Genomic DNA, 24,874 nt, shown 5'->3' on the forward strand with positions numbered 1-24,874 from the left:
GATCATCGGGCCTCGCGCAGCAACCGGGCCGCGGCGTCGACCGCGGCCGCGACATCGCCGTCGGGCGGGTAGAGCAGGGTGCGGCCGACCACGAGGCCGCGCACGACATCGTGGCGCAGTGCCCCACCCCAGGACGCCAAATCCGCCGATGGGTCGCCCGAGGGCGCGCCACCGAGCACCACGACCGGCAGCGTCGTGGCGTCCAGGACCGAGATATCCTGCGGGGCCGGGATTTTCAACCAGGTGTAGGCCGAGGTGACCCCGAGACCGGAGGCGACGGTGATGGCGCGCGAGAGCGCGGCGGCATCGCGACTCATCACCAGGCGGCCGGACGGGTCGCGCTGGTAGGGCAGCGGCTCCACCATCGCCATCAGTTCCCTGGACGCCAGATCCGCGACGGCTCGGGCGCAGGCGTGCAGGGTGGGAATGGTGCCCGCGTCCGAATCATCGAGGCGCAGCAGCATTTTGCCGCCGTCGAGCCGGAAGCGGGCCAGGGCGTCGGCGTCGTAGCCGGTGAAGCGGTCATCGATCTCCCACTCCGCGCCCGCCAGACCGCCGCGATTCATCGAGCCGATGACCACCTTGTCCTCGAGCGCGCCGAGCAGCAGTAGCTCCTCCACCACATCGGGCGAGCCGAGCACACCGTCGACCTCGGGATGGGCCAGCGCGATCAGCAGGCGTTCGAGCAGATTGCGCCGGTCGGCCATGGCGGTGCGGTCCGCGCCGACACCCAGGGCGCCGCGGGCCGGATGGTCGGCGGCGATCAGGAACAGGGTGTCCCGATGCGAGAGGAGATGGCTGCGCCGCACCCGCGCGGCGTAGGCGCGTTCGACGGCGGCCGGGTCGGTCGCGCGGGTGCGCAGCAGTTCGCGCCAACGCTCGTCGGTCAGGTACACGGGCTGGTCCTCCTGGTCGCGGCGGATCCGAGGGGACCGCACCGCAATTCCTCGATCTCGTCATGGGTCGGCATGGCATCGGCGCAGGCCAACCGCGCGGCGACCAACGCGCCCGCGGCATTGGCGTAGGCGGCCAGGCGCGGCGGATCCCAGCCTGCGAGCAGGCCGTGGATCATGGCCCCGCCGAATCCGTCGCCCGCGCCGAGTCCGCAGACCACTTCGACCGGACACGGCGGCACCGACCACCGGCCGTCCTCGGTGGCGATGAGCACCCCCTCGGCGCCGCGTTTGATCACGGCCAGCCGCACCCCGCGCGCGAGCAGCCTGTCGGCGGCGGCCTCCGGATCCTCGACACCCAGGGCCACCCGCATCTCGGCGCGATTGCCGACGACGGCGGTGACATGGTCGAGCATCCAGGAGATCTCGGTGCGGGCGGTCGCGGCATCGGGCCAGAACATCGGGCGGTAGTCCAGGTCGAGCACGGTGTGGCCGCGGCGGGCGCGGCGGGTGAGCACCGCGCGCTGGGTGCTTCGGCTGGGTTCGGCGCTCATCCCGGTGCCGGTGACCCACAGCAGCGGCACGGTATCCACCACCTCCCACGGCACATCCGCGGGCGTGAGGGCCAGGTCCGGTGCCAGTGGGGCACGGTAGAACAGCAGCGGCGGGTCGGCGGGCGGATGCAATGCGCAGAACACCACCGGCGTCTGCAAATCCGGTGCGGTGCCGACGAATTCGGGCGAGACACCGAACTCGGCCAGCGCCGCGCGCACGTACTCGCCGAAACCGTCGGGGCCGACCTTGGTGAGCACCGCGCTGCGGCGGCCGAGGCGCGCGGCGGCCACCGCCACATTCGTGGCGGTGCCGCCCAGCGATTTGGCGAAGGTCCGCACCCGCGCCAAGGGCACCCCGGACTGCTCGGGATACAGGTCGACCCCGACGCGGCCGATGGTCAACGCCTCCAGGCCGATGGTTACCGCCTCCGGGCCAATGGTTGCTGCGTCCAGGCCGGTGGTTACCTTCCCCGTGCTTTTCACGACTCGATCACCCGCGCCAATTCGTGCTGGAGCGCGTCCAATTCGGCGCCGCCCGCCATCTGCTTGGTGAGTTCGGCGACATCGATCTCCGACTTCTCGTACGCGCCGAGCACCGTTCCGCGCTTGAGCAACAGGAATCTGTCGCCGACCGGGTAGGCGTGGTGCGGGTTGTGCGTGATGAGCACGACCCCGAGGCCCCGATCCCTGGCCTGGACCACGTAGCGCAGCACCACACCCGCCTGCTTCACCCCCAGGGCCGCGGTGGGCTCGTCCAGGATCAGCACCTTCGCGCCGTAGTGCACCGCGCGCGCGATGGCCACGCACTGCCGCTGCCCACCCGACAGGGTGCCGACCGGTTGTTCCAGATCGCGGATCTCGATCCCCATATCCAGCAACCCTTTTCGAGCGATCTCGCGGGCGCCGCGCCGATCGAGCAGCCGAAAGGGGCCGTAGCCGATCGTGGGTTCGGAGCCGAGGACGAAATTGCGCCACACGCTCATCAGCGGCACCACCGCCAGATCCTGGTAGACCGTGGCGATGCCCCGGTCCAGCGCCGCGCGCGGCGAGGCGAATTCGACCTCCGCGCCGCCGACGCGCAACACGCCCCGATCGTGCCGGTGCACACCGGAGAGGATCTTGATCAGTGTGGACTTGCCCGCGCCGTTGTCGCCGAGCACGCAGGTGACCTCACCCGCGTTGACCACCGTCGACACCTCGCTCAGCGCGACGACACCGCCGTAGCTCTTGCCGATACCCTCGGCCTGCATCAGCGGCGTCATCGGCGCACCCTTTCGGCTCGCTTCTGGAATCTGTTGTTCACCAGCACCGCGGCCAGCAGCAGCACGCCGAGGAACAGCATGAACCAGTCGCTGTCCCAGCGGGCGAAGACAATGCCCTGCCGCGCCATACCGAAGATGAGCGCGCCGATCGCCGCGCCGATGGCCGAACCGAATCCGCCCGTCAGCAGGCAGCCGCCGACCACGGCCGCGATGATGAAATGCAGTTCGAGTCCGACGCCCTGATTGGCCTGCACGCTGGAGAAGCGCAGGATATTGCAGGAGCCGACCACCCAGCCCGCGAACGCCGTGCCCATGAACAGCACGATCTTGGTGCGCACTGCGGGCACCCCGACGGCGCGGGCGCTGGCCAGCGCCCCACCCACCGCGAAGATCCAGTTGCCGAATGTGGTGCGCGTCAACACGATCGCGGCGACGGCGGTCAGCAGCAGCCACCACAGCACCGAGGCTTGGAACCGGACGGCACCCAGATCGATGGTGGAGGCGAATACCGCACCCGCCGAGGCGTATCCCGGCGCGCCGCGCACACCCGACACCTGGACGGTGTTGGTCACCAGACGCGTCACGCCGAGATTCAGACCCTGCAGGGCGAGGAAGGTGCCGAGGGTGACGATGAAACTGGGCAGTCCGGTGCGCATCACCACCCAGCCGTTGAACGCGCCGACCGCCAAGGCGAGCACCAGCGAAACCAGCAGCGCCGCCCAGACATTCCAGCCCGCGTGCACCGACAGCAGCGCCGTCACCAGCGCGGTGGAGGCCGTCATGACCCCCGCCGACAGATCGAATTCGCCGCCGATCATGAGCAGCGCCACGGCCACCGCCATGATGCCGAGGGTGGAGGCGTCATCGAGCCAGGTCGCGATGCCGAGCGAGCTCAGGAAGCGATCGGTGCCGAGGGAGAAGAAGGCGAAGACCAGCAGCGCGCCCAGGGCCGCGCCGATCTCCGGCCGCACCGACAGCCGCTGCCACAGCGTCGGACTCACCGGGTGCCCTTGGCCACCAGCGCGGCGACGGCATCCACATTCGTCTTGTCCACGAAGGCCGGGCCGGTCTGCACGGGCGCGCCGCCGCCGACGGTATTGGCATTGGCCCGGTACAACTTCAGCAGGGTGATCGGCAGGTAGCCCTGCTCGTACTGCTGCTGGTCGATGGCGAAGAGCAGTTTGCCCGTCCGAATCGCCTCGACCACATCGGAATTCAGGTCGAAGGTGGCCACCGTGGCGGCGGAGGCGGACTCCTTGGCCGCATCGACCGCGCGCGCGGCGACCTGGGAGTTGAGGGTCAGGACCGCGTCGATGCTGCGGTCGGCCTCGAGCGCGCCCTTGATCCTGGACTGTGCGTCGGTGGGGTTGTTGATATCGACCTGCAGGGTGGTGGCCGACCCGAAACCCTGTGTCGCGCCCTCACACCGCTGGTTCGCGCCGATATTGCCCGCCTCGTGGATGACGCACAGCATCTTGGACTTCCTGGCCTCGGCCAGGCGCTTGCCCGCGAGCCTGCCCGCGAGGACCTCGCTCTGGCCGATATGACCGATCGCGCCGAATTTGGCGCTCTGCTCCTCACCCGAGTTGATGGTCACCACGGGAATCCCCGCGGCGACGGCCTTCTCGATCGAGGGGCGCAGCGCCTCCGGATTGGCCATCGAGACCACCAGGCCGTCGACCTTCTGCGCCACCGCGTTGTCGATGAGTTTGGCCTGCTGGCCCGGATCGCCGGTGGACTGGTAGTCCACCCGGACACCCAAATCCTTACCGGCCTGTTGGGCACCGTTCTTGACGACATTCCAGAACGCGTCGCCCGCGCTGCCGTGCGTCACCACCGCGACCGAACCCAGGGCGCCCGCGGCGGCGGGCGCCGGACCCGGCGCGGCCGGATTCTCCGCGCTCGGGCCGCTGCACGCGGTGAGCACGGCGGCGGCCGCGACGGCGGGCAGCAGTGCCCGCCACCATCCGGCGCACGATCGGATCGACCTCATTGTCATCACTTCCCAACTAGATTCGGATCGAGGCGAGGTGGCGCAGGCTGCGCTCGGCATCGAGGGTAGGGCGCTCGGCGGAATCCTCGGCGGACAGCGCGGCATCCTGTTCGATGACGTACCAGCCGCGATATCCGGCGGCCCGCAAGTCGCGCACGATGGCGGCGATATCGACATCGCCCGCGCCGAGCGGCACGTAGAGACCGTCCCGCACGGCCCGGCTGTACCCCACCTCGCCGGCACGGACGAGGGCGGCGAGTTCGGCGCGGACGTCCTTGAGGTGGACGTGGCCGATCCGTGCGGCATAGCTGCGCGCGAGGGCCACCGGGTCGACGCCGCCGATGAGCAGGTGGCCGGTGTCCAGGCACAGGTCGAGATCGGAATCGGCGAGGAAGCGCTCGACCTGCGCCTCGGATTCGATCTGGGTGCCCACGTGTGGATGCACAACGGTGCGCAGGCCGTGGTCCGCGGCGAGTTCGCGGATGGCCGAGGCGGTTTCGACCAGGGTGCGCCATTGCGCCGCCGTGAGATCCTCGCGTGCGTCATAGCCTTCGAGCCCGGTGGCGGCGGCCAGCACCAGGACCTCCGCGCCCGAGGCGGCCAGCAGCGCGGCCGCGCGCTCGGCCTCGGCGCGCGCCGCATCCGGGTCGCGGTGCAGGGCGAGGGCGAGGAAGCCGCCGACCAGGTCGAGGCCGAATTCCTTGAGGAGCGTGCGCAATTCGTGCGGATCGGCCGGGAGGTAGCCGGGCGGGCCGAGTTCGGTGGCGGTGAGGCCGAGGGTGGACATGGCCGACAGGACGGTGCGCGCGTCGAGGACGCGACCCCAGCCGGGGACCTCGCAGACACCCCAGGAGATCGGCGCGGCCGCCAGGCGCGGCGCGGTGGGAGGTTCGGTCATCGGATTCTCCGGCCTTCAGAATGAGCACTCGTTTGGAGCGCTCCAACTATGTAACGCAGACCACACCGTGTCAAGGGTCGACATTCGATCACCGAATGCGGCTCTACCTCGGGTTATCTCACCTTTCACGGCACAGGGCCGGTCTGCGGACGATGGCGAATGTCGGATTAGAGCGCTCTATTGATCGACGGCCGGGAATCTTGTAACCTCCGTCACGGACAGCGGCGATGCGGCGGAACGGAGGCGACATGGCGCGACCCACCATGGATGATGTCGCCGCCAGAGCAGGGGTGTCGCGCGCGCTGGTGTCCCTGGTCATGCGGGATTCGCCCAAGGTGAGCGAGCATCGCCGCCAAGCGGTGCTCGCCGCCGCGGCAGCGCTCGGCTACCAGCCGGATTTCCTGGCCCGCTCACTGGCCAGCCGCACCTCCCCGTTGGTCGGGGTGCTGGTGTCGGATCTACGGAATACCTACTTCGCCGATCTGGTCGAGGGCATGGATTCGGCCGCGCAGAAGGCGGGCCTCGAACTCATCCTCAATACCGGACGCCGCAAGGGCGCCAGGGAGATCGCGGCCCTGGACCGGCTGCTCTCCTTCCGCCCCGGCGGCATCATCCTGCTCTCGCCGGTGCTGCCGCAGGGACGCATCCGCGAGGCGGCCGAGCAGTGTCCGACGGTGCTGGTCTCGCGCGTGTCCACCGCCCCCGAGGTGGACACGGTCAACGACGACGGCGAGACCGGCGCCGCGCTGGCCGTGGATCACCTTGTCGCACTGGGTCATCGGCGCATCGTGCATTTGGACGGCGGCGGCGCGTTCACCTCCGCCGCGCGACGCAAGGGCTACCGCGCCGCCATGGCGCGCCACGGCCTCGAACCGATGGTCCTCGGCAGCGAACACACCGACGCCGCGGGCATGTCCGCGGTGCGCCGCCTGCTGAACCTGTTCTCCCACGGCGATTTCCCCACCGCCCTGGTCTGCGGCAACGACTTCAACGCCGTCGGCGCGATGTCCGGCCTGCAGGAGGCCGGACTCCGCGTCCCCGAGGACGTCTCGGTCGTCGGCTACGACAACACCTCGCTGGCCGCGCTGCGCCATATCGCCCTGACCACTATCGACCAGCCCCGAAACCAAATGGGGCGCTTGGCGGTCGAGGCGCTCACCGAGCGCATGCGGGAGGGCCGCACCGCGGCGGTGCGCCACCGGCTGCGGCCATCTCTCGTCGTGCGCTCGACCACCGCGCCGCCGCGCACCACGCCGCCGCACCCATTCCAGGCAACCCACGAAGAAAGGTAGGGAGCCGATGACCTCCGAACCCGCCCGCACCATCGGACTGGCAGGCACCGGCCGGATCGGGACCGCACACGCCGAAACCCTGCGCACACTGCCAGGAGTCGGTTCGGTGCTCGTCGCCGACGCCGATCCGGAGCGCGCCAGGGCCGCCGCCGCCAAACTCGGGGTCGAGTTCGTGCCCGATGTCGACGCCCTCTTCGCGGCCGACCTCGACGGGTTGGTCATCACCACCGCGACCGACTCCCATCCCGAACTCATCACCAGGGCCGTCGATCTCGGCATTCCGGTGTTCTGCGAGAAGCCGGTCGCCGCCGATATCGCGGGGACGCTGGCGGTGCTCGACCATATCGGCGCATCGCGGGTGCCGGTGCAGATCGGATTCCAGCGCCGCTTCGACGCGGGCTATCGCGCCGCCCGCGCCGCCGTCGCCGCGGGCGAACTGGGTTGGTTGCACACGGTGCGCGCCACCACCCTCGATCCCGCCCCGCCGCCCGCCGAATACATTCCGCGCTCCGGCGGCATCTTCCGCGATTGCGGCGTCCACGATTTCGACATCATCCGCTGGGTCACCGGGCGCGAGGTGGTGCGGGTCTACGCGACCGGAGCCAATCGCGGCGCGGAGATATTCGCCGCGGCGGGCGATGTCGACACCGCCGCCGCCGTACTCACCCTCGACGACGGCACCCTGGCCACGGTCTCGCTCACCCGCTACAACGGCGCGGGCTACGACGTGCGCCTCGAGGCGCTGGGTTCGCGCGCCAACGCCATTGTCGGACTTGATGAGCGCGCGCCGCTGCGTTCGGTCGAACCCGGATATCCGGCCGCGGCCGCACCCGCCTATCCGGGTTTCATGGAGCGTTTCCGCGCCGCCTACACCGAGGAGCTCGCCACCTTCCTCGCGGTCCTGCGCGGCGAGATCGACAACCCGTGCACCCCGGCCGACGCACTGGCAGCCTTCTATATCGCGGAGGCGTGCGAGCGCTCCCGCGCCGCGCACCGCCCCGTCGCGGTGGCCGAAGTCGTGCGCTGATCCGATAGGTCGCCGGTGGACTACCCAATACCCGCCGGCGACAGCGGCTTTCAGCTCCCGGCCCGCTCCGCATCGCTGCGCTCGACGCAGAATTCGTCCCGAGGCCGATATCTCAGCGCAGGTACGGCGCGAGGTGCGCGGCGATGGCCCGCGCCAGACCCACCGGCACCGCATTGCCGATCTGCTTGGCGATCTGCACCTTCGTGCCGCACCAGAGGTAGTCCTCCGGAAAGTCCTGTAGGCGCGACGCTTCCAGATGTGTGATGGGCCGGTTGACCCGATGCCGCCCCTCGGCATCCCACTGCGGATGCAGATACGCGCCCTTCTCCGGTTTGAAGAATTCGGTCCGAATCGTGTGGGAGGGCATGGTCCACCGCATCCGGCCCATGACATCGGTGGTGCCGGTGGACTTCTCGCGCCAGCAGCGCGGCAGCAGATGATTCGGGAGGTCGAATCGGCCGCCGCCGGGCGGGATGTGGTCGTAGCGTTCCAGGGACAGCGCGGTCGGTGTTCGGCCCAAATGGATTTCCAGGCCCTTGAAGATGCCGGGAAGCGTCCGGTCGAAGAATTCGACCGTGGCGTCGGGCAACACCGTCGACACCGGCCGTTCGGGCAGCGTGCCGATCCTCGCCTCGGTGCCGACCCACGGTCGGGTGCCCGCTCGCGCGCCGTCGCGCGAATGCGTCGCGGGTGGCATCTCGATGCGGCCCACGCGCGAACCGAGCACGATCGTGCGTCTACGGCGTTGGGCGACACCGTAATCCGCCGCGTTGAGCACGGCGTAGGTCAGTTCGTACTCGCGCAGCGCACCGCTGTTCGCCTCCTCGAGCAGCAGCGCGAACTCGCCCGCGCGCAGGAAGCGGTCCACATTCTCGATGACGAAGACCGCCGGCTTCGCCCGCTGGACGATCCGCACGTATTCGCGCCAGAGCCGGTTGCGCGGATCGCCGATATTCTTCGAGCCCAGGTTGGAGAACCCCTGGCACGGGGGACCGCCGATCACCACATCCACTGGCGGCACCTCGCGTTCGGACACCGCCGCGATATCGCGCCAGAGCATGTGGTGCGCGCCGAAATTCGCGGCGTAGGTGGCCGCCGCGGCGAGATCGAACTCCACCGCCAGTTCGGGCCGGAACCCCTCGGCGACGAATCCGCTGGTCATGCCGCCACAACCGGCGAAGAGATCGATCATCGTTGCCATGGCAGCCATCGTAGGCAGCCGACCGTTCAGCGCGGACGCAGGCGCACCACCGCGACCCCGCCCGCCATGGCGCGCCGCAGATCGTCCTCATTGACGCGCCCATCCGATTCGAGGCCGATACCCGCGAAACGGCCGTGGATCGGATTGCGCCGCAGGATCACCGGATACAGCTCGCGCAGCCCCGCCGCCTCCGAGACGATCTCCGCATCGGCCTCGATCTCGGTGCCGCACAGCAGGATTCGCACCGGCGCGGGCGGACGCACATTGCGCCGCCAGCGAGCGGCGGTGCCGATGAGCAGGTGGCCGTCGTGTTCGGCGTACCCGACGGGATAGCTGTATTCACGGCCGGTCTTTCGACCGACCACCGTGATGATCAGCAATTTCCCGCTGAGTATCCGATGCACGGGCGACCGCAGGACCGCGCGAACGAATCGATCCCCCGCGCGCTGTATGGGGGACTGGGGAGGTCGAACGGTGGCGGTCATGGCGACTCCTTCGCGGACCAAAATTACTGAGTTATTACTCAGAAAATACGGCTCCGTCGGGCATACTGCAAGAGGAGGAGGTGCGATGGCCGAGAAACGGGCGCGCGGTAGGCCTGCCACAGGTGTGCGGGAGGCAGTGATCGCGGCGGCGCAGCGGATTCTGGTGGAATCCGGGGTGGCCCGACTGTCCACCAAGGAGGTCGCCGCCGGTGCGGGCGTCGCCGAATCCAGCATCTTCTATCACTTCGGGGACCGGGTCGGACTGTTGCAGGCGGTGATCGCCCAGCACGTGCGACCGCTCAAGGAGGCGCTGCTCGATTCGCCGGGACACGGTGAGTTGCGCGCGGACCTGGTCGAAGTGGTCATGACGCTCGAGCAGTTCTTCCACAGCGCGATCCCGGTGATCGCCGCGATTCAATCCGATAGCGGACTGCGCGCGAAATTCTTGGAGCGCGGACGTGATTCGGATCTCGGACCGCATCGCGCCCTCGACGTGGTCGTGGCGCGCCTCGGGGCGGTGCCCGGAGCGGACCGGATCGACCTGCGGGCGTTGGCATTGCTGCTGGTGGGGGCCGCGCATCAGCGGGCATTGCAGCGGCATCTGAGCCCGCCCGCCGCGCTCGCGACGCTGCCATCGGCCGATGCCCTCGTCGACGCCCTGATTCCAGTTTTCCCAAAGCGATAGGGGTTTCGCGGCAGACTCGCATTTCCCACCGACTCAGGGATATCCCCTAGTGCGCCGGAGTGAAGTTCCCACTGACGGGCTCACAGCCATGGACGGGAGCGGTCGGGTTGGGCAAGAGTGTAAGCGTGTCGTCGGTGCTTCGTCGGAGAATCGGGTCGGGGCCTGGAAGACGACGACATGTCCGGCTCAACGCCAGGACAAGTACAGCACCGCGGGTTGGTGGGCGCAGGCCCACCATCGAGGAAAGGATTCACGTTGTTCTCCATCACCCGGTCCGGCGGTCTGCGCCGGACACTGGCCCGCGTCGCCGTCGCGGGCGCACTGGTCGCCATTCCGCTCGGCGCCCTGGCCATTCCGGCCTCCGCCGAGGCGGCCGCGCCCACCGCCACCGAGATCAGGCACCACTGGCGCGACTGCGACGATTTCGGTCCGTTCCCCAATTGGAACTGCAATGACAACGACCGCGACTGGCGCGGTTGGCAGGACGACTGGCGCGACAACGACTACAACTGGCGCCACCGCAACGACCCGTTCTGGGGCTTCTTCCACGGCGGCTTCATGCCGCGCGGATCCTTCGGCAGCAGCTAGCGATACGCAGGCAGGCCCGGTGTCGCTCGGCGCGCCGGGCCTGTGGCGTCCGAGGGGCGAGACAACCGAATACCACGTGAAATACGGAAGGATCGAAGTGTTCTCCACGAATAGACCGGCGGCCGCGCTGACCAGAATCGCCATCGCGGGCGCGATCGTTGCCGCCCCGCTGACCGCGCTGGCCGTCCCGGCCTTCGCGACGCCCCCCGCGCGGGTGAGCGTCACCGACCCACGGGACTACAACTTCGCCGACTGCGCGAAGCCGGAACGCAGGGACGACACGGACTTCCAGAATTGGTGCGCGGCCATCCGCTGGGCCAACAACCCGGCCAACCCGCTCAGCCCGACACACCCGAAGGACTCCTGGAACGACCCGTCCAACCCCAATAACCCGAACAGCCCACTGAATCCGAATAATCCGAACAACCTCAACAACCCGAACAACCCGGCCAGCCCCCTCAACCCCAACAATCCGGCGAACCCGAACAGCCCGAACAACCCGGCCAATCCGAACAGCCCGATGAATCCCAACAATCCGATGCACCCGCACTGACGCGGACCCATGTCGCCGCCTCCGACACGCCCGAGTGCCCAATACGACACCTCGCGGCGGGTCGATGCGGACTCCGATCGATAATCGACTCTGTCACACCGTCATTCGGCCGGTGGGACAACCGAGTACGACGTGCGGGCACGACGCCCGCGCGGAATTCGAAAGGATCGACGTGTTCCCGACATCGATGTTGACCAGATTCGCGATCGCGGGCGCGATCGTCGCGGCCCCACTGGCCGCGATGGCCGTCCCCGCCTCGGCCGCGCCGTCCGTGCGGGTCGCGCAGACCGACCTGCGCATGTACGACTACTCCGACTACGCCAACTGCGACAAGCCGGAGCGCCAGGGCGACAGGGACTTCCAGGAGTGGTGCGCGGCCACCCATTTCGACCAGAGCCCGTCGAACCCCGGTAGCGTGATCAACCCGCCGACCGGTGGCGGCAACCCGGTAATCGGGCCGAATTCGCTCGTCCCGAACTACCACAACCACTAGGGTCCGCGCGTGCGCCGACCCGCATCGGCCGGTCGGCGCGCACCGGTCAGCCGCGATATCCGTTGATATCGTTCACCATTCGACCGAGCAGACTCGTCAACTGCTGCCGTTCCGCAGTCGTCCAGCCTGCCAGCGCCCCCTCGAACCACACCCGGACGGCGGCGGTGTAGCGGTCGACCAGTTCCTGGCCCGCCGGGGTCAGCGCGACCCGCCTGGCTCGGCGATCGCCGTCGTCCACCACTCGCCGCACCAACCCGCGTCCCTCGAGCGCGTTGAGGTGACGGGTCGCGTGCGGCCCCTCGACCTGCATCTGCGTGGCGATCTCCCCGACCCGCAGCGCACCGTCGGCCCCATCGAGAATGATCAGGATGGTCATGGCGGGACGCTCCATGGTCAGCCCGGTGGTTCCCATGATGGTGTCGTAGAGCCGACCTCGGTTGAAGACGTTGGCCAGTTGGAAGAGTCTTGGGAACAGGCCGGTGTCGATGTCATCGGGTTCGGTCATCGACCCTCCTTGTTTAGATACCTAAGTTAGGTATACAGTCTCTGCGGTCACCGAAAGCATACCTAAGTTAGGTAATTGAATGAACCGCACCGATGTCCTCATAGTCGGAGCAGGCCCCACCGGACTCACCCTGGCCTGCGAACTCGCCCGGCGCGGCATCGACCACCGCGTGATAGACCAACTCCCCCACCACAATTCGACCTCCCGCGCCAAACTCATCCAACCCCGCTCACTCGAGATCTCCGACGACCTGGGCATAGCCGCGAACATCCGCGAGCACGGCACGATCCACGTTCCCACAAGGCATTACGACAAGGACCGCGTGATCTCCGAGGCCCTGGAAGCGGCCATCGGAGTGCCCCCATCACCCACCACGCCCCATCCAGCTCCCGTCTGGGTCGCTCAACCACATGTCGAGTCGGCACTGCGCGACAGACTCCGAGAGTGGGGCGGCGAAATCCAATTCGACTCCGAAGTCGTTGCACTGCACCAGAAGCCAGAAAATGTCACAGTGACACTCGCGGGTGGGACCGCGATCACCGCCCGCTACGTCGTCGGTTGCGACGGCGGACGCAGCGCGATTCGCCGACTCGCCGGATTCACCATGACGGGCGCCGCGTATCCGCAAAACCGCTGGTATCTCGGCGATCTCCGCATCGACGGCCTCGAACCCGGTAGACAGCATCTCTGGATGAACGACGGCATCCTGTCGCTATTTCCCCTGCCGCACTTGGGAGTCTGGCAGTTCCAGGCCGCCATCGCGGCCGACGAACCGGAGCGCACACCGTCGCTCGAGCTGTACCGCCGAATCTTCACCGAGCGAACAGGACTCGACGGTGTCACCCTCACCGACCCGACCTGGCTGTCGCTCTACCGAATCAATGTCGCCATGGTGGACCGGTACCGCGACCGCCGAGTCCTCTTGGCGGGCGATGCCGCGCACGTCCACTCCCCCGGCGGCGGCCAAGGTATGAATACCGGCATCCAGGATGCCTACAACCTCGGTTGGAAACTCGCCGCCGTCCTCGCGGGAGCTCCGGACGACCTCCTGGAAACCTATGGGACAGAACGCATTCCAGTTGCCCGAGCGGTGCTCGACGACTCCACCGCCAAGCTGCGCCACATCATGTCCGCCGCCGACGGCTCGACCGCCCAGCGCGGATTGACCGACGACTTCACCACCGGCCTCACCATCGCCTACCCGGACAGCCCGCTCACCGCGAAGACCGACCAGGCACCGGGTCCACGCCCCGGCGACCGAGCCCCGGACGCACCGATCCTCGACACAACACTCTTCGATCTCCAACGCGGAACCCACTGGACGATCCTCGATTTCGGGCACACCCCATTCCGAGCCGCATCGGCCGTCCAGGTGCACCGGATCCCCCCGAACGCCGACTTCCTTCGCGGCGCCTACCACCCGACACCCGACGAGCTGATCCTCATCCGCCCCGACGGCCACCTCGCGACCCGCACCACCGAACCTGCGGACCTGGAGCACTACCGCCCGTACTGGCACTGAAAAGCGACGACCCGCCGGGAGAAGCTCCCGACGGGTCGTCGCGCAATCAGCCGCGTATCAGGCGGTTTCGGTGATCGGGCGATCCACCCAGCTCATCAGGCCGCGCAGCTTCGCGCCGGTGACCTCGATCGGGTGCTCGGCATTCTGCTTGCGCAGCGCCTCGAGCTCCTTGTTGCCGCCCTCGACATTGGCCACCAGGCGCTTGACGAAAGTACCGTCCTGGATGTCGGTGAGGATGTCGCGCATGCGCTGCTTGGTGTCGGCGTCGATGACGCGCGGACCCGACAGGTAACCGCCGAACTCGGCGGTGTCGGACACCGAGTAGTTCATCCGGGCGATACCGCCCTCGTACATGAGGTCCACGATCAGCTTGAGCTCGTGCAGCACCTCGAAGTAGGCCATCTCCGGGGCGTAGCCCGCCTCGACCATGACGTCGAAACCGGTCTTGATCAGTTCCTCGGCGCCGCCGCAGAGCACGGCCTGCTCACCGAACAGGTCCGTCTCGGTCTCTTCCTTGAAGGTGGTCTTGATGACGCCCGCGCGGGTGCCGCCGATGCCCTTGGCGTAGGACAGCGCCAGCGCCTGACCCTCGCCCTTCGGGTCCTGATCGATCGCGATCAGCGAGGGCACGCCCTTGCCGTCGACGAACTGGCGGCGCACCAGGTGACCCGGCCCCTTCGGCGCGACCATGCCGACGGTGATGTTGGCGGGGGCCTTGATCAGGCCGAAGTGGATATTGAGGCCGTGGCCGAAGAACAGCGCGTCGCCGTCGTTCAGGTTCGGCTCGATGTCGTTGGTGAAGATCGCGGCCTGCGCGGTATCGGGCGCGAGCACCATGATCACCTCGGCCCAGGCCGACACCTCGGCGGGGGTGCCGACGGTGAGTCCGGCCTCCTCGGCCTTGGGACGCGACTTCGAACCCTCCGCGAGGCCGACTCGGACCTCGACACCGGAGTCGCGCAGGCTCAGCGAATGCGCGTGGCCCTGGCTGCCGTAGCCGATCACCGCGACCTTGCGGCCCTGGATGATCGACAGGTCGGCGTCGTCGTCGTAGAACATCTCGACTGCCACTTGGTGGGATCCCTTCTGATTCTTCTTACTTGGGTCGGGTGCGGTTCAGCGCGTGGCGGTGATGGACTTGGGTCCGCGACCGACCGCGACGACACCGGACTGCACGATTTCGCGAATGCCAAACGGTTCGAGCATGCGCAGCAATGCGTCGAGTTTGGACCGGGTTCCGGTCGCCTCCACGGTGAGCGCGTCCGGTGAGACGTCGATCACCTTCGCCCGGAAGAGCGTAACCGCCTCGATCACCTGGGTCCGCACGCCCGCGTCGGCGCGCACCTTCACCAGGATCAATTCGCGGGCCACCGACGCGTCGGCGTCCTGCTCGACGATCTTGATCACATTGACCAGCTTGTTGAGCTGCTTGGTGACCTGTTCCAGCGGCAGATCCTCGACGGTGACCACGATGGTCATCCGGGAGATCTCCGGCACCTCGGTGCCGCCGACCGCCAGGGATTCGATATTGAAGCCGCGCCGGGAGAACAGGCTCGCCACCCGCGCGAGGACGCCGGGCTTGTCCTCGACCAGCACGCTCAGGGTATGGGTGCTCGACATCAGTCCTCGGTCCCCTTGTTCTTGTGGTCGTGCGAGAGGGCCTCATGGATGACCGCGGGCTCGGCCGCCGACTCGTCCTCGTCGAACAGCGGGCGAATGCCGCGCGCGGCCATGATCTCGTCATTGCTGGTGCCCGAGGCGACCATCGGCCACACCTGGGCGTCCTTGCCGACGATGAAATCGATCACCACGGGGCGGTCGTTGATGGACTGGGCCTCGCGGATGGCGGCCTCCACGTCCTGCTCGCGTTCGACCCGGATGCCGTGGCAGCCGAGCGCCTCGGCGAGTTTCACGAAATCCGGGATGCGCAGGGTGTGGGTGCCCAGATCGGTGTTGGAGTAGCGCTGCTCGTAGAACAGGGTCTGCCACTGGCGCACCATGCCGAGATTGCCGTTGTTGATCAGGGCGACCTTGATCGGGACGCCCTCGACGGCGCAGGTGGCCAATTCCTGATTGGTCATCTGGAAGCAGCCGTCGCCGTCGACCGCCCACACCTCTTTGTCGGGGCAGCCCATCTTCGCGCCCATGGCGGCCGGGACCGAGTAGCCCATGGTGCCGAGGCCACCGGAGTTCAGCCAGGTGCGCGGCTTCTCGTACTTGATGAACTGCGCGGCCCACATCTGGTGCTGGCCGACACCCGCGCAGTAGATGGCGTCGGGTCCGGCCAGGCGGCCCAGCGCCTCGATGACGAACTCCGGGGACAGCGACCCATCCTTCGGCTGAGTCCAGCCCAAGGGGTACTGGGAGCGCACGCCGTCGAGGTACTCCCACCACTCGGCGAGCTCCAACAGCGGACGCTGCTTCGCGGACGGGTCGGCCTTCAGCGTCTCGATCAGTTCGGCGATGACCTCGCGGCAGTCGCCCACGATCGGGACATCCGCGTGACGGTTCTTGCCGATCTCGGCCGGATCGATATCGGCGTGGATCACCCTGGCCGCAGGTGCGAACGAATCGAGCTGGCCGGTGACCCGGTCATCGAAGCGCGCACCCAGCGTGATGAGCAGATCGGACTTCTGCAGGGCGGCGACGGCTCCCACGGTGCCGTGCATACCGGGCATACCCATGTTCAGGTGGTGGCTGTCCGGGAACGCGCCGCGCGCCATCAGCGTGGTGACCACCGGGATGCCGGTGAGTTCGGCCAGTTCCAGCAGCTCCGGGGCGGCGTCGGCCTTGATCACGCCGCCGCCGACGTACAGCACCGGGGCCTTGGCCTCCAGGATCATCCTGGCGGCCTCGCGCACCTGCTTGCCGTGCGGTTTGGTGACCGGCCGGTAGCCGGGCAGGCGCATTTCCGGCGGCCAGGTGAAGGTGGTCTGCGCCTGGAGCACATCCTTCGGGATGTCGACCAGGACCGCGCCGGGACGACCGGAGGCGGCCAGATAGAACGCCTCGGCCAGGATGCGCGGGATATCGACGGGCTCGGTGATGAGGAAGTTGTGCTTGGTGACCGGCATGGTGATGCCGGAGATATCGGCCTCCTGGAAGGCGTCGGTGCCGATGAGGCCGCGCCCGACCTGGCCGGTGATGGCGACGATCGGCACCGAATCCATCTGCGCGTCCGCGATCGGGGTGACCAGGTTGGTCGCGCCGGGACCGGAGGTGGCCATGCACACGCCGACCTTGCCGGTGGCCTGGGCGTAACCGGTGGCCGCGTGACCCGCGCCCTGTTCGTGCCGGACCAGTACGTGGCGCACCTTGACCGAATCGAAGAGCGGATCGTAGACCGGAAGGATCGCGCCGCCGGGAATGCCGAACACCGTATCGACGCCGAGTTCCTCGAGCGAACGGATCACCGATTGCGCGCCGGTGACCCGCTCGGGCGGGAGCTGGCGGCGGTTGGCGGTCGTCGCGGCGGGTTGTGCGGCCTGCTGAGTGGCCGTGGGCGCCGGCCTGCGGGCCGAGGGCCCTGGCCGGGCGGTTGGTGCGCTCACCGTCTCGTTTCCTAACTGCTTGTCGGTCCGACCCCGGATCGTTGCGTGACATGCGGTGTCTTGCGCCGCGCCCAGCCGAAGCGTACTCCGAACATAAAAAAGCCCCCGACCAGCGGATGCTGTTCGAGGGTGGCGCGTCGCAACGCGAGCTGACGTAATCGACTAGAAAGTCTGGCTCAACGCTGGACGCGCCGGCTAATTACGAGAAGCTCGATTCGATTCACGTCGACGACGTTATGCGCGCGCAAACCTCGGAGTCAAACGGCTGACCCGTGACGTCTCATTATGTGAGACAGCAGTGGTTGAATGTGTGCGTTCACCAGGATGCGAAGATGGTGGTGTGTCATCACCGCATCAGTCCGTGCCACCGCTGGAATCGTCCCATACCGCCGAGGCTGGGGAACAAACGGGTCAGCAGGTGCGGACCATCCGCGTCCCGCCGCTCGCCTACCTGGGGCTGCTGGTTCTGTTCTTCAGCGTCTTCTTTTTCTTCGCGGGCTGGCCGCTCGGGCTGTGGTGGCTGCTGCTGATTCCGGTCGCGGGCGTGGTCTGGGTGGCGCGCACCCGCACGGTGCTCTCCGAATCCGGACTCGAGCTGCGCCGCGTCTTCGGCTCCCGACATGTGGGATGGGCGCAGTTGAAGGGCGTCAGCATTCCCAAGCGCGGCTTCGTCCGAGCGCACCTGACCGACGGGTCGACGGTCAAACTGCCCGCGGTGACCTACGACCGACTGCGCGATCTGATCGCGGCCTCGCACGGACGGATTCCGGACCTGTTCGCGGCCGAGGAGGCGGCACGCGACGCCGCCGCGAACGCGGCGGCCGAGGACGACAAGGACGCGGCGGCCGACGACAAGTGAGCGCCTACCGGTAGGCTGATACGCGACGGTGCCGGATACGACACAACCGATGACACCGCCCGCGCCGACGACACCCTCGCGGCGACCAAGGCTTCGGCGCGACAACAGCGCCGCCACCAGCGAATCGCACCGATTCCGCCGAGAGTAACGTTGAGGATTCGCCGAACTCCGCTCCCGCGAGCGAGTCGGCGCAGTCGCACATCAGCCCCCGCGACCTCCGAGGACACCATGCCACCGCTCCGTTCCCGAACCACCACCATCGGCCGCAATGCCGCGGGCGCGCGCTCGCTCTGGCGCGCCACCGGTCTGACCGACTCCGATTTCGGCAAGCCGATTGTCGCCATCGCGAATTCCTACACCCAGTTCGTGCCCGGCCACGTGCACCTCAAGGATGTCGGCGAGATCGTCGCCGCCGCGGTGCGCGCGGCGGGCGGGGTGCCGCGCGAATTCCACACCATCGCGGTGGACGACGGTATCGCCATGGGTCACGGCGGCATGCTCTATTCGCTGCCCTCGCGCGAGATCATCGCCGACTCGGTGGAGTACATGGTCAACGCGCACACCGCCGACGCGCTGGTCTGCATCTCCAACTGCGACAAGATCACACCGGGCATGCTCAACGCGGCCATGCGCGTCAACATCCCGACGGTGTTCGTCTCCGGCGGGCCGATGGAGGCGGGCAAGGCCGTGGTCGTCGGCGGTGTGGCGCAGGCCCCCACCGATCTGATCACCGCCATCGCCGCCAGCGCCAACGACTCGGTGTCCGAGGAGGGCCTGAGCGAGGTCGAGCGCAGTGCGTGTCCCACCTGCGGCTCCTGCTCGGGCATGTTCACCGCCAATTCCATGAACTGCCTCACCGAGGCGCTGGGTCTGGCCCTGCCCGGCAATGGTTCGGTGCTGGCCACCCACGCCGCGCGGCGCGCGCTGTTCGAGCGGGCGGGTTCGATCGTCGTCGATATCGCCAATCGCTGGTACCGCGAGGACGACGCGTCGGTGCTGCCCCGGAATGTGGCCGATGCCAAGGCATTCCGCAATGCGATGACCCTCGACGTCGCCATGGGCGGATCCACCAATACGGTGCTGCACACACTGGCCGCCGCCCAGGAGGGTGAGATCGACTTCGATCTCACCACCATCGACGAGATCTCGCGCCGGGTGCCGTGCCTGTCCAAGGTCGCCCCCAACTCCGACTACCACATGGAGGATGTGCACCGGGCGGGCGGCATCCCGGCCATCCTCGGCGAGCTGCGTCGCGGCGGACTGCTCGATCCCGAGGTGCGCACCGTCCATTCGGCGAGCTTCGACGAATGGCTCGACACCTGGGATATCCGCTCGGGCAAGACCTCCGATGCGGCGCTGGAACTGTTCCACGCCGCGCCGGGCGGGGTGCGCACCACCGAACCGTTCTCCACCGAGAACCGCTGGTCGTCCCTGGACACCGACGCCGAGAAGGGCTGCATCCGCGATATCGCGCACGCCTACACCGTCGAGGGCGGACTGTGTGTGCTGCGCGGCAATATCGCCCTCGACGGGGCCATCCTCAAGACCGCGGGTATCGACGAGTCCCTGTTCAGCTTTCAGGGTCCGGCCGTGGTGGTCGAATCGCAGGAGGCCGCGGTCTCGGCCATCCTCAACAAGGAGATCAAGCCGGGCGATGTGATCGTCATCCGCTACGAGGGTCCGGCGGGCGGTCCGGGCATGCAGGAGATGCTGCACCCCACCGCATTCCTGAAGGGCGCGGGCCTGGGCAAGGTGTGCGCGCTCATCACCGACGGCCGCTTCTCCGGCGGCACCTCCGGACTGTCCATCGGGCATATCTCGCCCGAGGCGGCCAGCGGCGGCACGATCGGTCTGATCGAGAACGGCGACCAGATCCGCATCGATGTGCACACCCGCGCACTGGAACTGCTGGTCTCCGATGCGGTGCTGGCCGAGCGCCGCGCGAAGATGGAGGCGTCCGAGCGCCCCTGGCAGCCCGCGCATCGGGACCGCCCCGTCACCACGGCGCTGCGCGCCTACGCCGCACTGGCCACCTCAGCCGATCGCGGCGCGGTCCGCAAGGTGCCATAGACCCTGCCTCCGGCGCTACCCGAATTCGGGTGGCGCCGGATTTCGTTGTGCGCCAACCTCAGTGAAACGGCCCGATGCCGTGCAGCGGATTCCCGCCGTGCAGGAAATACCAGGTGGCCACCGCCGCGGCGATGGCGAGCAGCAGCACGACGAACGAACCCCACGAGGGGCGGGAGGCCCAGCCGCGATTGCGGTCCAGCGACCAGCGGCCGGGACCGGTGAGGATGAGCGCGGCGGCCGCGCCCGCGAGAATCGACTCCAACTCCACCCCGGTCGGTGTGCCCGAGTTGTACTGGAAACCCGGCTCCATCCCCTGCTTCCAGGCCCAGGCGTCCAGAATCACCGCGAGCACCGCGCCCGCGGCCAACGGGGAGGCCAGGCCGAGCGCGAGCAGCACACCGCCACCGATCTCGCCGACGATCACCATGACGGTGGCCAAGGTGGGCTGACTCCAGCCGCCCGACTCCATCATCTGACGCACACCGTCCAGGCCGGGACCGTGGAACCAACCCGTCAGTTTCTGCAAACCGTGGTAGACGAAGGTGCCGCCGACCACCAGCCGCAGCACGAACAACCCGAAATCGAGGGTGCCCCGGCGATTGTCGCCATTGCGACGGCGCAACCGCTTCGAATCGGGGGTGGTCGGCGCGGGCGGAATGCTCGCGTACGGGTAGCTCGGCTCGGTATCGGCCGCGGGGACCGCGGGCGACTCGACGGTGCGCGGCTGCGTCGGTTCCGGCTGCGAGACGACGCTGGGCACCTGCGGGTCGAGTCCCAACTCCTCGTCGGTGCGGGGCAGCTCCTTGCCGAGTTCGACGGCGGGCAGTTGCTGGGTGGGATTGTCGAACGGGCTGCTCACCGCGCGACCGGTGCTCGACACCGCCGCTTGCTCGGCGAACGCCCCGTGCGCCTCGGCTCTTGATGTGTCATTTGTCTTCTCGGTCACGGACCCAACCCTATGCCGGTGGGTGCGACGGCGGGGCGACACGCGCGACGGCGTGTCCACCACCCGACCCCGGAGTCTGCGCGCGCGAGGGTATTTCCGTAACGTCTGACCCATGAGTTTGGTTGTCGCGGGCCGCGTCGCGGCGAGCTTGACGCTGGCCGCCGCCGCACTGGCGGGCTGCGCCCGGTTCGACGATTCGGCGTCGGGGCCGTTCACCCCGGAGCCGACCATGCACGCCGCCGATCTCGATCCGACCAAGACGCCACCGCCGAGCGCCTCCCGGCAACTGGGTCCCTGCGAGGATCCGGACCAGAATGTGGTGGCCACCTGCCTGGACACACTGAGCGGTTTGGTCGGCGTGCCGGACGGGGTGCTGGTGGCCGAGCGCCGCACCGGCCGCATCCTGAAGGTCACCGATCCGAAGGCGCCGCCCGTGGAGGTGGCGCGGCTGGATGTGGACGGTTCCGGCGACGGCGGCCTGAGCGATCTGGCGCTCTCCCCCACCTACCGCGAGGATGGGCTGCTCTACGCCTACATCACCACCGCCTCGGACAATCGGGTGGTCCGGTTGGCCGAGAACGGCCCGCCCAAGGATATTCTCACCGGAATCCCCAAGGGTCCCACCGGAAATCACGGCGCGATCGAATGGGCCGATCCCAATCGACTGCTGGTGCTCACCGGTGACGCGGGCAATCCCGGCGGCGCGGCGTCCGCGGGCTCGCTGGCAGGCAAACTCCTGCGGGTCAACTCCCCCGCCCCCGGTGCGGCCGCACCCGAGGTCGCGCTCTCCGGCATCGGTATCGCGGGCGATATCTGCCGCGACCCCAAGAATGGCATCTGGATCACCGACCGCACCCCGGCGGCGGATCGGTTGCAGCACATGGATTCCGACGGCACTGTCAGCACCGCGTGGACCTGGCCGGACCGGCCCGGCGTCGGCGGTTGCGCGGCCGGACCGGACGGCGTCATGGTCGCATTGAGCAATGCCAAGGCGGTGGCGGTCGTGGTGGCCGATCCGAACACCCATGCCGTGACCACCGCGCCCAGCCTGGCCGTGCAGGACAAGTACGGCGCGCTCTACGGCGCGACCGCCGGACCGGATGGCAACGCGTGGGTCACCACCGCCAACAAATCCTCCGGTCCCGGCGGCCCGACCGACGATCGCGTGGTGCGAATCCCACCGCCGCAACCAGGTGGCGGCGGACCGGACTAAACCACCCAGCGGCCGCCGCTGCCCGATCCTTCCCACTGTGAAAGACATCGCATAATTCAAACGCTTGTCAGAATTGGTGCGACACAGGAAGGCTCGAATGAACAAGATCATCGGCGCGACGGTGACAGCCATCGGACTCGCCTTGGCGACGACCGGATGTCAAAACTCCGAACCTGCGATACCCCGCAGCGCGCCGGTCTCCAGTGCACACATCACGCCCGCGCCCGGCATCGCTCAGGCGCCCGCGTCCGACTCCCTCGACAGACCCATCGCCAGCCAGGCCCCCTCCGCCGACGCCCCGGCCACCGCGGGCCATGGTTTTTGCGTCGACGCGAATAACGAAGTGGTCCACCGCGCCATCCAATCGCTCGGTTCCACCGTCTTTGGCGATCCCTACGACTACCTCTGGGCCAGCGACGCGCATATCGGTTCCTGCCCGCAACTGCTGTGGGTGGTCGTCAAGCCTCCGAACAGCGTCGCGAGTTCGCCCGCGCATGTGCTGTTCTTCAACCACGACGGGTACATCGGCACCGCGACCGCCAAGGCGACCGGCTACACCAGGGTGCCCAGCTCCGCAGACCGCACCGTCGATGTCGAATACCACTGGCCAAGCGGCTGCTGCGACATCGGTTCCGCCACCATCACATTCACCCTCGGCGCCGATGGTAGAACCATCACCCACAGTCCCGAAATCCCCAAGGAAGTCGTCACCTACTAGGCAGTCGAGCCGAGCCGTCCGGATCATCCGCGATGATCCGGACTCGCGGGTATTCGCTCAGCTACAGGCGGCGAGGACCAATTCGCGCACCCGCGCCGCGTCGGCCTGGCCCCTGGTCGCCTTCATGACATCGCCGACGATTTTGCCCGCGGCCTGCACCTTGCCGGAGCGGATCTTCTCCGCGATATCCGGATTGGCGGCCAACGCCTTCTCGACCTCGGCTATGAGCGCACCGTCATCGGAGACCATGCCGAGTCCCCTGGCCGCGACGATCTCGGCGGGCGCGCCCTCGCCCGCCAAGACGAAATCGACGACCTGCTTGGCCACCTTGCTATTGATGGTCTTGGCCTCGACCAACCCGATCACCTCGGCCACCTGTGCCGCAGCGATGGGCAACTCCTCCAGGGCCACCTCGCGCTCCTTGGCCTTCTCCGTCAGGTAGGCGACCCACCAGGAGCGCGCGTCATCCGCGGGCGCGCCCGCCTCGGCGGTGGCGATGATCAGTTCCAGCGCACCGGCATTCACCACATCGCGCATGACCTCATCGGCCCAGCCCCAGTCGGCCTGCAGCCGCGCGCGCCGCAGCCACGGGTACTCGGGAATGGTGCCGCGCAGTTGCTCCACCCACTCCGCCGCAGGCGCGACCGGCTCCAGATCCGGCTCCGGGAAGTAGCGGTAATCCTCCGCCGTCTCCTTGCGGCGACCGGGCGAGGTGGAGCCGTCGGCCTCGTGGAAATGCCTGGTCTCCTGGATGACCGTGCCGCCGTCGGCCAGCAGCGCGCCCTGGCGGCGCATCTCGTAGCGCACCGCGACCTCGACGCTCTTGAGCGAGTTCACATTCTTGGTCTCGGTGCGGGTGCCGAATTCCGTCGCGCCCTTGGGCATCAGCGACACATTCGCATCGCAGCGCAGCGAGCCCTGCTCCATCCTGACATCGGACACCTCGAGCGATTTGAGCAGATCGCGCAGGGCGGTGACATAGGCGCGGGCCACCTCGGGGGCGCGCTCCCCCGCGCCGGTGATCGGCTTGGTGACGATCTCGATGAGCGGCACCCCGGCGCGGTTGTAGTCCAGCAGCGAATGGCTCGCGCCGTGGATCCGACCCGTCGCACCGCCGACGTGCACCGATTTGCCGGTGTCCTCCTCCATGTGGGCGCGCTCGATCTCCACCCGGAAGGTGCTGCCGTCATCGAGGACGACCTCGAGGTGACCGTTGGTGGCGATCGGCTCGTCGTACTGGCTGATCTGGTAGTTCTTCGGCTGATCCGGGTAGAAGTAGTTCTTGCGCGCGAAGCGACCCCACGGGGTGATGGAACAGTTGAGCGCCAACCCGATCCGGATGGCCGAGGCCACCGCCTGCTCGTTCACCACCGGCAGCGAACCGGGCAGGCCGAGGCAGACCGGGCACACCTGGGTATTGGGCTGCGCGCCGAATTCGGTCGGGCAACCGCAGAACATCTTGGTCGCGGTGGACAGCTCGACGTGGACCTCCATGCCGAGCACCGGCTCGAACCTAGCCATGACGTCGGCATAATCCATCAACTCGACCGTGGGTGCGCTCATAGG

At 68.2% G+C, this 24,874-nt stretch carries 25 protein-coding genes; 11 read left to right on the plus strand and 14 right to left on the minus strand.

Features of this window, described 5'->3' with window-relative positions:
* Positions 1 to 2 precede the first annotated feature (2 nt).
* Genes D5S18_RS16395 through D5S18_RS16420 form a run of 6 tightly spaced genes read right to left on the minus strand, consistent with a single transcriptional unit; the run spans position 3 to position 5,600 of the window.
* Positions 3 to 896: a Cgl0159 family (beta/alpha)8-fold protein gene (locus tag D5S18_RS16395; RefSeq protein ID WP_120042193.1), complete on the minus strand. Its 894-nt coding sequence runs from the start codon at positions 894 to 896 to the stop codon at positions 3 to 5.
* Positions 887 to 1,885 carry a 5-dehydro-2-deoxygluconokinase gene (iolC, locus tag D5S18_RS16400; protein ID WP_203236793.1) on the minus strand — a complete coding sequence of 333 codons (999 nt, stop codon included), beginning with the start codon at positions 1,883 to 1,885 and terminating at the stop codon, positions 887 to 889. Before iolC ends, D5S18_RS16395 begins: the two co-directional genes overlap by 10 nt.
* Positions 1,886 to 1,926: 41 nt before the next feature.
* Complete coding sequence (locus tag D5S18_RS16405) at positions 1,927 to 2,709, minus strand: ATP-binding cassette domain-containing protein (protein ID WP_120041848.1); 783 nt, start codon at positions 2,707 to 2,709, stop codon at positions 1,927 to 1,929.
* Positions 2,706 to 3,710, minus strand: a complete 1,005-nt coding sequence (locus D5S18_RS16410) for an ABC transporter permease (protein WP_120041850.1) — start codon at positions 3,708 to 3,710, stop codon at positions 2,706 to 2,708. Before D5S18_RS16410 ends, D5S18_RS16405 begins: the two co-directional genes overlap by 4 nt.
* Positions 3,707 to 4,702: a sugar ABC transporter substrate-binding protein gene (locus D5S18_RS16415; RefSeq protein WP_120041852.1), complete on the minus strand. Its 996-nt coding sequence runs from the start codon at positions 4,700 to 4,702 to the stop codon at positions 3,707 to 3,709. The genes D5S18_RS16410 and D5S18_RS16415 overlap by 4 nt, the downstream gene beginning before the upstream one ends.
* Positions 4,703 to 4,718: 16 nt before the next feature.
* Positions 4,719 to 5,600 (minus strand): TIM barrel protein, encoded by an 882-nt coding sequence (locus tag D5S18_RS16420; RefSeq protein ID WP_120041854.1) that lies wholly within the window; start codon positions 5,598 to 5,600, stop codon positions 4,719 to 4,721.
* A 248-nt stretch (positions 5,601 to 5,848) separates the two neighbouring features.
* Here D5S18_RS16420 and D5S18_RS16425 point away from each other — a divergent pair, with 248 nt between their 5' ends.
* Positions 5,849 to 6,892, plus strand: a complete 1,044-nt coding sequence (locus D5S18_RS16425) for a LacI family DNA-binding transcriptional regulator (protein ID WP_120041856.1) — start codon at positions 5,849 to 5,851, stop codon at positions 6,890 to 6,892.
* A 7-nt stretch (positions 6,893 to 6,899) separates the two neighbouring features.
* The gene (locus tag D5S18_RS16430) at positions 6,900 to 7,919 is read left to right on the plus strand and encodes a Gfo/Idh/MocA family protein (RefSeq protein WP_120041857.1); all 1,020 of its coding nucleotides are present in this window, start codon (positions 6,900 to 6,902) and stop codon (positions 7,917 to 7,919) included.
* A gap of 112 nt (positions 7,920 to 8,031) precedes the next feature.
* Here the strand turns inward: D5S18_RS16430 and D5S18_RS16435 are convergent, their stop codons facing one another.
* On the minus strand, positions 8,032 to 9,120 hold the full coding sequence (locus D5S18_RS16435; RefSeq protein WP_120041858.1) for a DNA cytosine methyltransferase: 1,089 nt from the start codon (positions 9,118 to 9,120) through the stop codon (positions 8,032 to 8,034).
* A 26-nt stretch (positions 9,121 to 9,146) separates the two neighbouring features.
* Entirely contained in the window at positions 9,147 to 9,605 is a 459-nt protein-coding gene (locus D5S18_RS16440) for a nitroreductase/quinone reductase family protein (protein WP_158607885.1), read from the minus strand.
* Between the two features lie 85 nt (positions 9,606 to 9,690).
* Here D5S18_RS16440 and D5S18_RS16445 point away from each other — a divergent pair, with 85 nt between their 5' ends.
* The 4 genes from D5S18_RS16445 (at position 9,691) to D5S18_RS16460 (ending at position 11,924) form a co-directional block, all read left to right on the plus strand.
* A complete protein-coding gene (locus D5S18_RS16445) occupies positions 9,691 to 10,290 on the plus strand; it encodes a TetR/AcrR family transcriptional regulator (RefSeq protein ID WP_203236764.1) in 600 nt (199 codons plus the stop codon).
* A gap of 255 nt (positions 10,291 to 10,545) precedes the next feature.
* On the plus strand, positions 10,546 to 10,878 hold the full coding sequence (locus D5S18_RS16450; protein ID WP_120041861.1) for a hypothetical protein: 333 nt from the start codon (positions 10,546 to 10,548) through the stop codon (positions 10,876 to 10,878).
* A gap of 307 nt (positions 10,879 to 11,185) precedes the next feature.
* Positions 11,186 to 11,431 carry a hypothetical protein gene (locus D5S18_RS36595; protein ID WP_439651147.1) on the plus strand — a complete coding sequence of 82 codons (246 nt, stop codon included), beginning with the start codon at positions 11,186 to 11,188 and terminating at the stop codon, positions 11,429 to 11,431.
* Positions 11,432 to 11,603: 172 nt separating this feature from the next.
* Positions 11,604 to 11,924 (plus strand): hypothetical protein, encoded by a 321-nt coding sequence (locus D5S18_RS16460; RefSeq protein WP_147403971.1) that lies wholly within the window; start codon positions 11,604 to 11,606, stop codon positions 11,922 to 11,924.
* Positions 11,925 to 11,970: 46 nt separating this feature from the next.
* Here the strand turns inward: D5S18_RS16460 and D5S18_RS16465 are convergent, their stop codons facing one another.
* Positions 11,971 to 12,429 carry a MarR family winged helix-turn-helix transcriptional regulator gene (locus D5S18_RS16465; protein WP_120041864.1) on the minus strand — a complete coding sequence of 153 codons (459 nt, stop codon included), beginning with the start codon at positions 12,427 to 12,429 and terminating at the stop codon, positions 11,971 to 11,973.
* Between the two features lie 79 nt (positions 12,430 to 12,508).
* Between D5S18_RS16465 and D5S18_RS16470 the strand changes: the two genes are divergently transcribed.
* The gene (locus D5S18_RS16470; RefSeq protein ID WP_120041865.1) at positions 12,509 to 13,951 is read left to right on the plus strand and encodes an FAD-dependent monooxygenase; all 1,443 of its coding nucleotides are present in this window, start codon (positions 12,509 to 12,511) and stop codon (positions 13,949 to 13,951) included.
* 57 nt (positions 13,952 to 14,008) lie between these two features.
* On the opposite strand, the gene ilvC is transcribed toward D5S18_RS16470, so the two are convergent.
* Genes ilvC through D5S18_RS16485 form a run of 3 tightly spaced genes read right to left on the minus strand, consistent with a single transcriptional unit; the run spans position 14,009 to position 17,502 of the window.
* Positions 14,009 to 15,010: a ketol-acid reductoisomerase gene (ilvC, locus tag D5S18_RS16475; protein WP_203236794.1), complete on the minus strand. Its 1,002-nt coding sequence runs from the start codon at positions 15,008 to 15,010 to the stop codon at positions 14,009 to 14,011.
* A gap of 57 nt (positions 15,011 to 15,067) precedes the next feature.
* Positions 15,068 to 15,571: an acetolactate synthase small subunit gene (gene ilvN, locus D5S18_RS16480; protein ID WP_120041867.1), complete on the minus strand. Its 504-nt coding sequence runs from the start codon at positions 15,569 to 15,571 to the stop codon at positions 15,068 to 15,070.
* On the minus strand, positions 15,571 to 17,502 hold the full coding sequence (locus tag D5S18_RS16485) for an acetolactate synthase large subunit (protein WP_120041868.1): 1,932 nt from the start codon (positions 17,500 to 17,502) through the stop codon (positions 15,571 to 15,573). Before D5S18_RS16485 ends, ilvN begins: the two co-directional genes overlap by 1 nt.
* A 340-nt stretch (positions 17,503 to 17,842) precedes the next feature.
* On the opposite strand from D5S18_RS16485, the gene D5S18_RS16490 reads away from it, so the two are divergent.
* Positions 17,843 to 18,361 carry a PH domain-containing protein gene (locus tag D5S18_RS16490; RefSeq protein WP_203236765.1) on the plus strand — a complete coding sequence of 173 codons (519 nt, stop codon included), beginning with the start codon at positions 17,843 to 17,845 and terminating at the stop codon, positions 18,359 to 18,361.
* 228 nt (positions 18,362 to 18,589) lie between these two features.
* The gene (ilvD, locus tag D5S18_RS16495; RefSeq protein ID WP_120041869.1) at positions 18,590 to 20,431 is read left to right on the plus strand and encodes a dihydroxy-acid dehydratase; all 1,842 of its coding nucleotides are present in this window, start codon (positions 18,590 to 18,592) and stop codon (positions 20,429 to 20,431) included.
* 58 nt (positions 20,432 to 20,489) lie between these two features.
* Here ilvD and D5S18_RS16500 read toward each other — a convergent pair whose 3' ends face one another.
* Positions 20,490 to 21,377, minus strand: a complete 888-nt coding sequence (locus D5S18_RS16500; RefSeq protein ID WP_120041870.1) for a DoxX family protein — start codon at positions 21,375 to 21,377, stop codon at positions 20,490 to 20,492.
* 112 nt (positions 21,378 to 21,489) lie between these two features.
* Between D5S18_RS16500 and D5S18_RS16505 the strand changes: the two genes are divergently transcribed.
* Together D5S18_RS16505 and D5S18_RS16510 are read left to right on the plus strand one after the other, a co-directional pair.
* Positions 21,490 to 22,590 carry a PQQ-dependent sugar dehydrogenase gene (locus tag D5S18_RS16505; protein WP_120041871.1) on the plus strand — a complete coding sequence of 367 codons (1,101 nt, stop codon included), beginning with the start codon at positions 21,490 to 21,492 and terminating at the stop codon, positions 22,588 to 22,590.
* Between the two features lie 97 nt (positions 22,591 to 22,687).
* Complete coding sequence (locus D5S18_RS16510; RefSeq protein ID WP_120041872.1) at positions 22,688 to 23,308, plus strand: LppP/LprE family lipoprotein; 621 nt, start codon at positions 22,688 to 22,690, stop codon at positions 23,306 to 23,308.
* Between the two features lie 57 nt (positions 23,309 to 23,365).
* Here D5S18_RS16510 and gatB read toward each other — a convergent pair whose 3' ends face one another.
* Entirely contained in the window at positions 23,366 to 24,871 is a 1,506-nt protein-coding gene (gene gatB / locus D5S18_RS16515) for an Asp-tRNA(Asn)/Glu-tRNA(Gln) amidotransferase subunit GatB (RefSeq protein WP_120041873.1), read from the minus strand.
* Positions 24,872 to 24,874 lie beyond the last annotated feature (3 nt).

Source organism: Nocardia panacis, assembly GCF_003598715.1.
GTDB classification, from domain to species: domain Bacteria; phylum Actinomycetota; class Actinomycetes; order Mycobacteriales; family Mycobacteriaceae; genus Nocardia; species Nocardia panacis.

What these genes read in the sequence shown, in the direction of transcription:
- D5S18_RS16445 (WP_203236764.1), top strand. Translation starts at nt 9,691, where the DNA reads ATGGCCGAGAAACGGGCGCGCGGTAGGCCTGCCACAGGTGTGCGGGAG.
- gatB (WP_120041873.1), bottom strand. Translation starts at nt 24,871, where the DNA reads ATGAGCGCACCCACGGTCGAGTTGATGGATTATGCCGACGTCATGGCT.
- D5S18_RS16465 (WP_120041864.1), bottom strand. Translation starts at nt 12,429, where the DNA reads ATGACCGAACCCGATGACATCGACACCGGCCTGTTCCCAAGACTCTTC.
- ilvN (WP_120041867.1), bottom strand. Translation starts at nt 15,571, where the DNA reads ATGTCGAGCACCCATACCCTGAGCGTGCTGGTCGAGGACAAGCCCGGC.
- D5S18_RS16420 (WP_120041854.1), bottom strand. Translation starts at nt 5,600, where the DNA reads ATGACCGAACCTCCCACCGCGCCGCGCCTGGCGGCCGCGCCGATCTCC.
- D5S18_RS16510 (WP_120041872.1), top strand. Translation starts at nt 22,688, where the DNA reads ATGAACAAGATCATCGGCGCGACGGTGACAGCCATCGGACTCGCCTTG.
- D5S18_RS16425 (WP_120041856.1), top strand. Translation starts at nt 5,849, where the DNA reads ATGGCGCGACCCACCATGGATGATGTCGCCGCCAGAGCAGGGGTGTCG.
- D5S18_RS16505 (WP_120041871.1), top strand. Translation starts at nt 21,490, where the DNA reads ATGAGTTTGGTTGTCGCGGGCCGCGTCGCGGCGAGCTTGACGCTGGCC.
- ilvD (WP_120041869.1), top strand. Translation starts at nt 18,590, where the DNA reads ATGCCACCGCTCCGTTCCCGAACCACCACCATCGGCCGCAATGCCGCG.
- D5S18_RS16470 (WP_120041865.1), top strand. Translation starts at nt 12,509, where the DNA reads ATGAACCGCACCGATGTCCTCATAGTCGGAGCAGGCCCCACCGGACTC.
- D5S18_RS16405 (WP_120041848.1), bottom strand. Translation starts at nt 2,709, where the DNA reads ATGACGCCGCTGATGCAGGCCGAGGGTATCGGCAAGAGCTACGGCGGT.
- D5S18_RS16415 (WP_120041852.1), bottom strand. Translation starts at nt 4,702, where the DNA reads ATGAGGTCGATCCGATCGTGCGCCGGATGGTGGCGGGCACTGCTGCCC.
- D5S18_RS16435 (WP_120041858.1), bottom strand. Translation starts at nt 9,120, where the DNA reads ATGGCAACGATGATCGATCTCTTCGCCGGTTGTGGCGGCATGACCAGC.
- ilvC (WP_203236794.1), bottom strand. Translation starts at nt 15,010, where the DNA reads ATGTTCTACGACGACGACGCCGACCTGTCGATCATCCAGGGCCGCAAG.
- D5S18_RS16430 (WP_120041857.1), top strand. Translation starts at nt 6,900, where the DNA reads ATGACCTCCGAACCCGCCCGCACCATCGGACTGGCAGGCACCGGCCGG.
- D5S18_RS16440 (WP_158607885.1), bottom strand. Translation starts at nt 9,605, where the DNA reads ATGACCGCCACCGTTCGACCTCCCCAGTCCCCCATACAGCGCGCGGGG.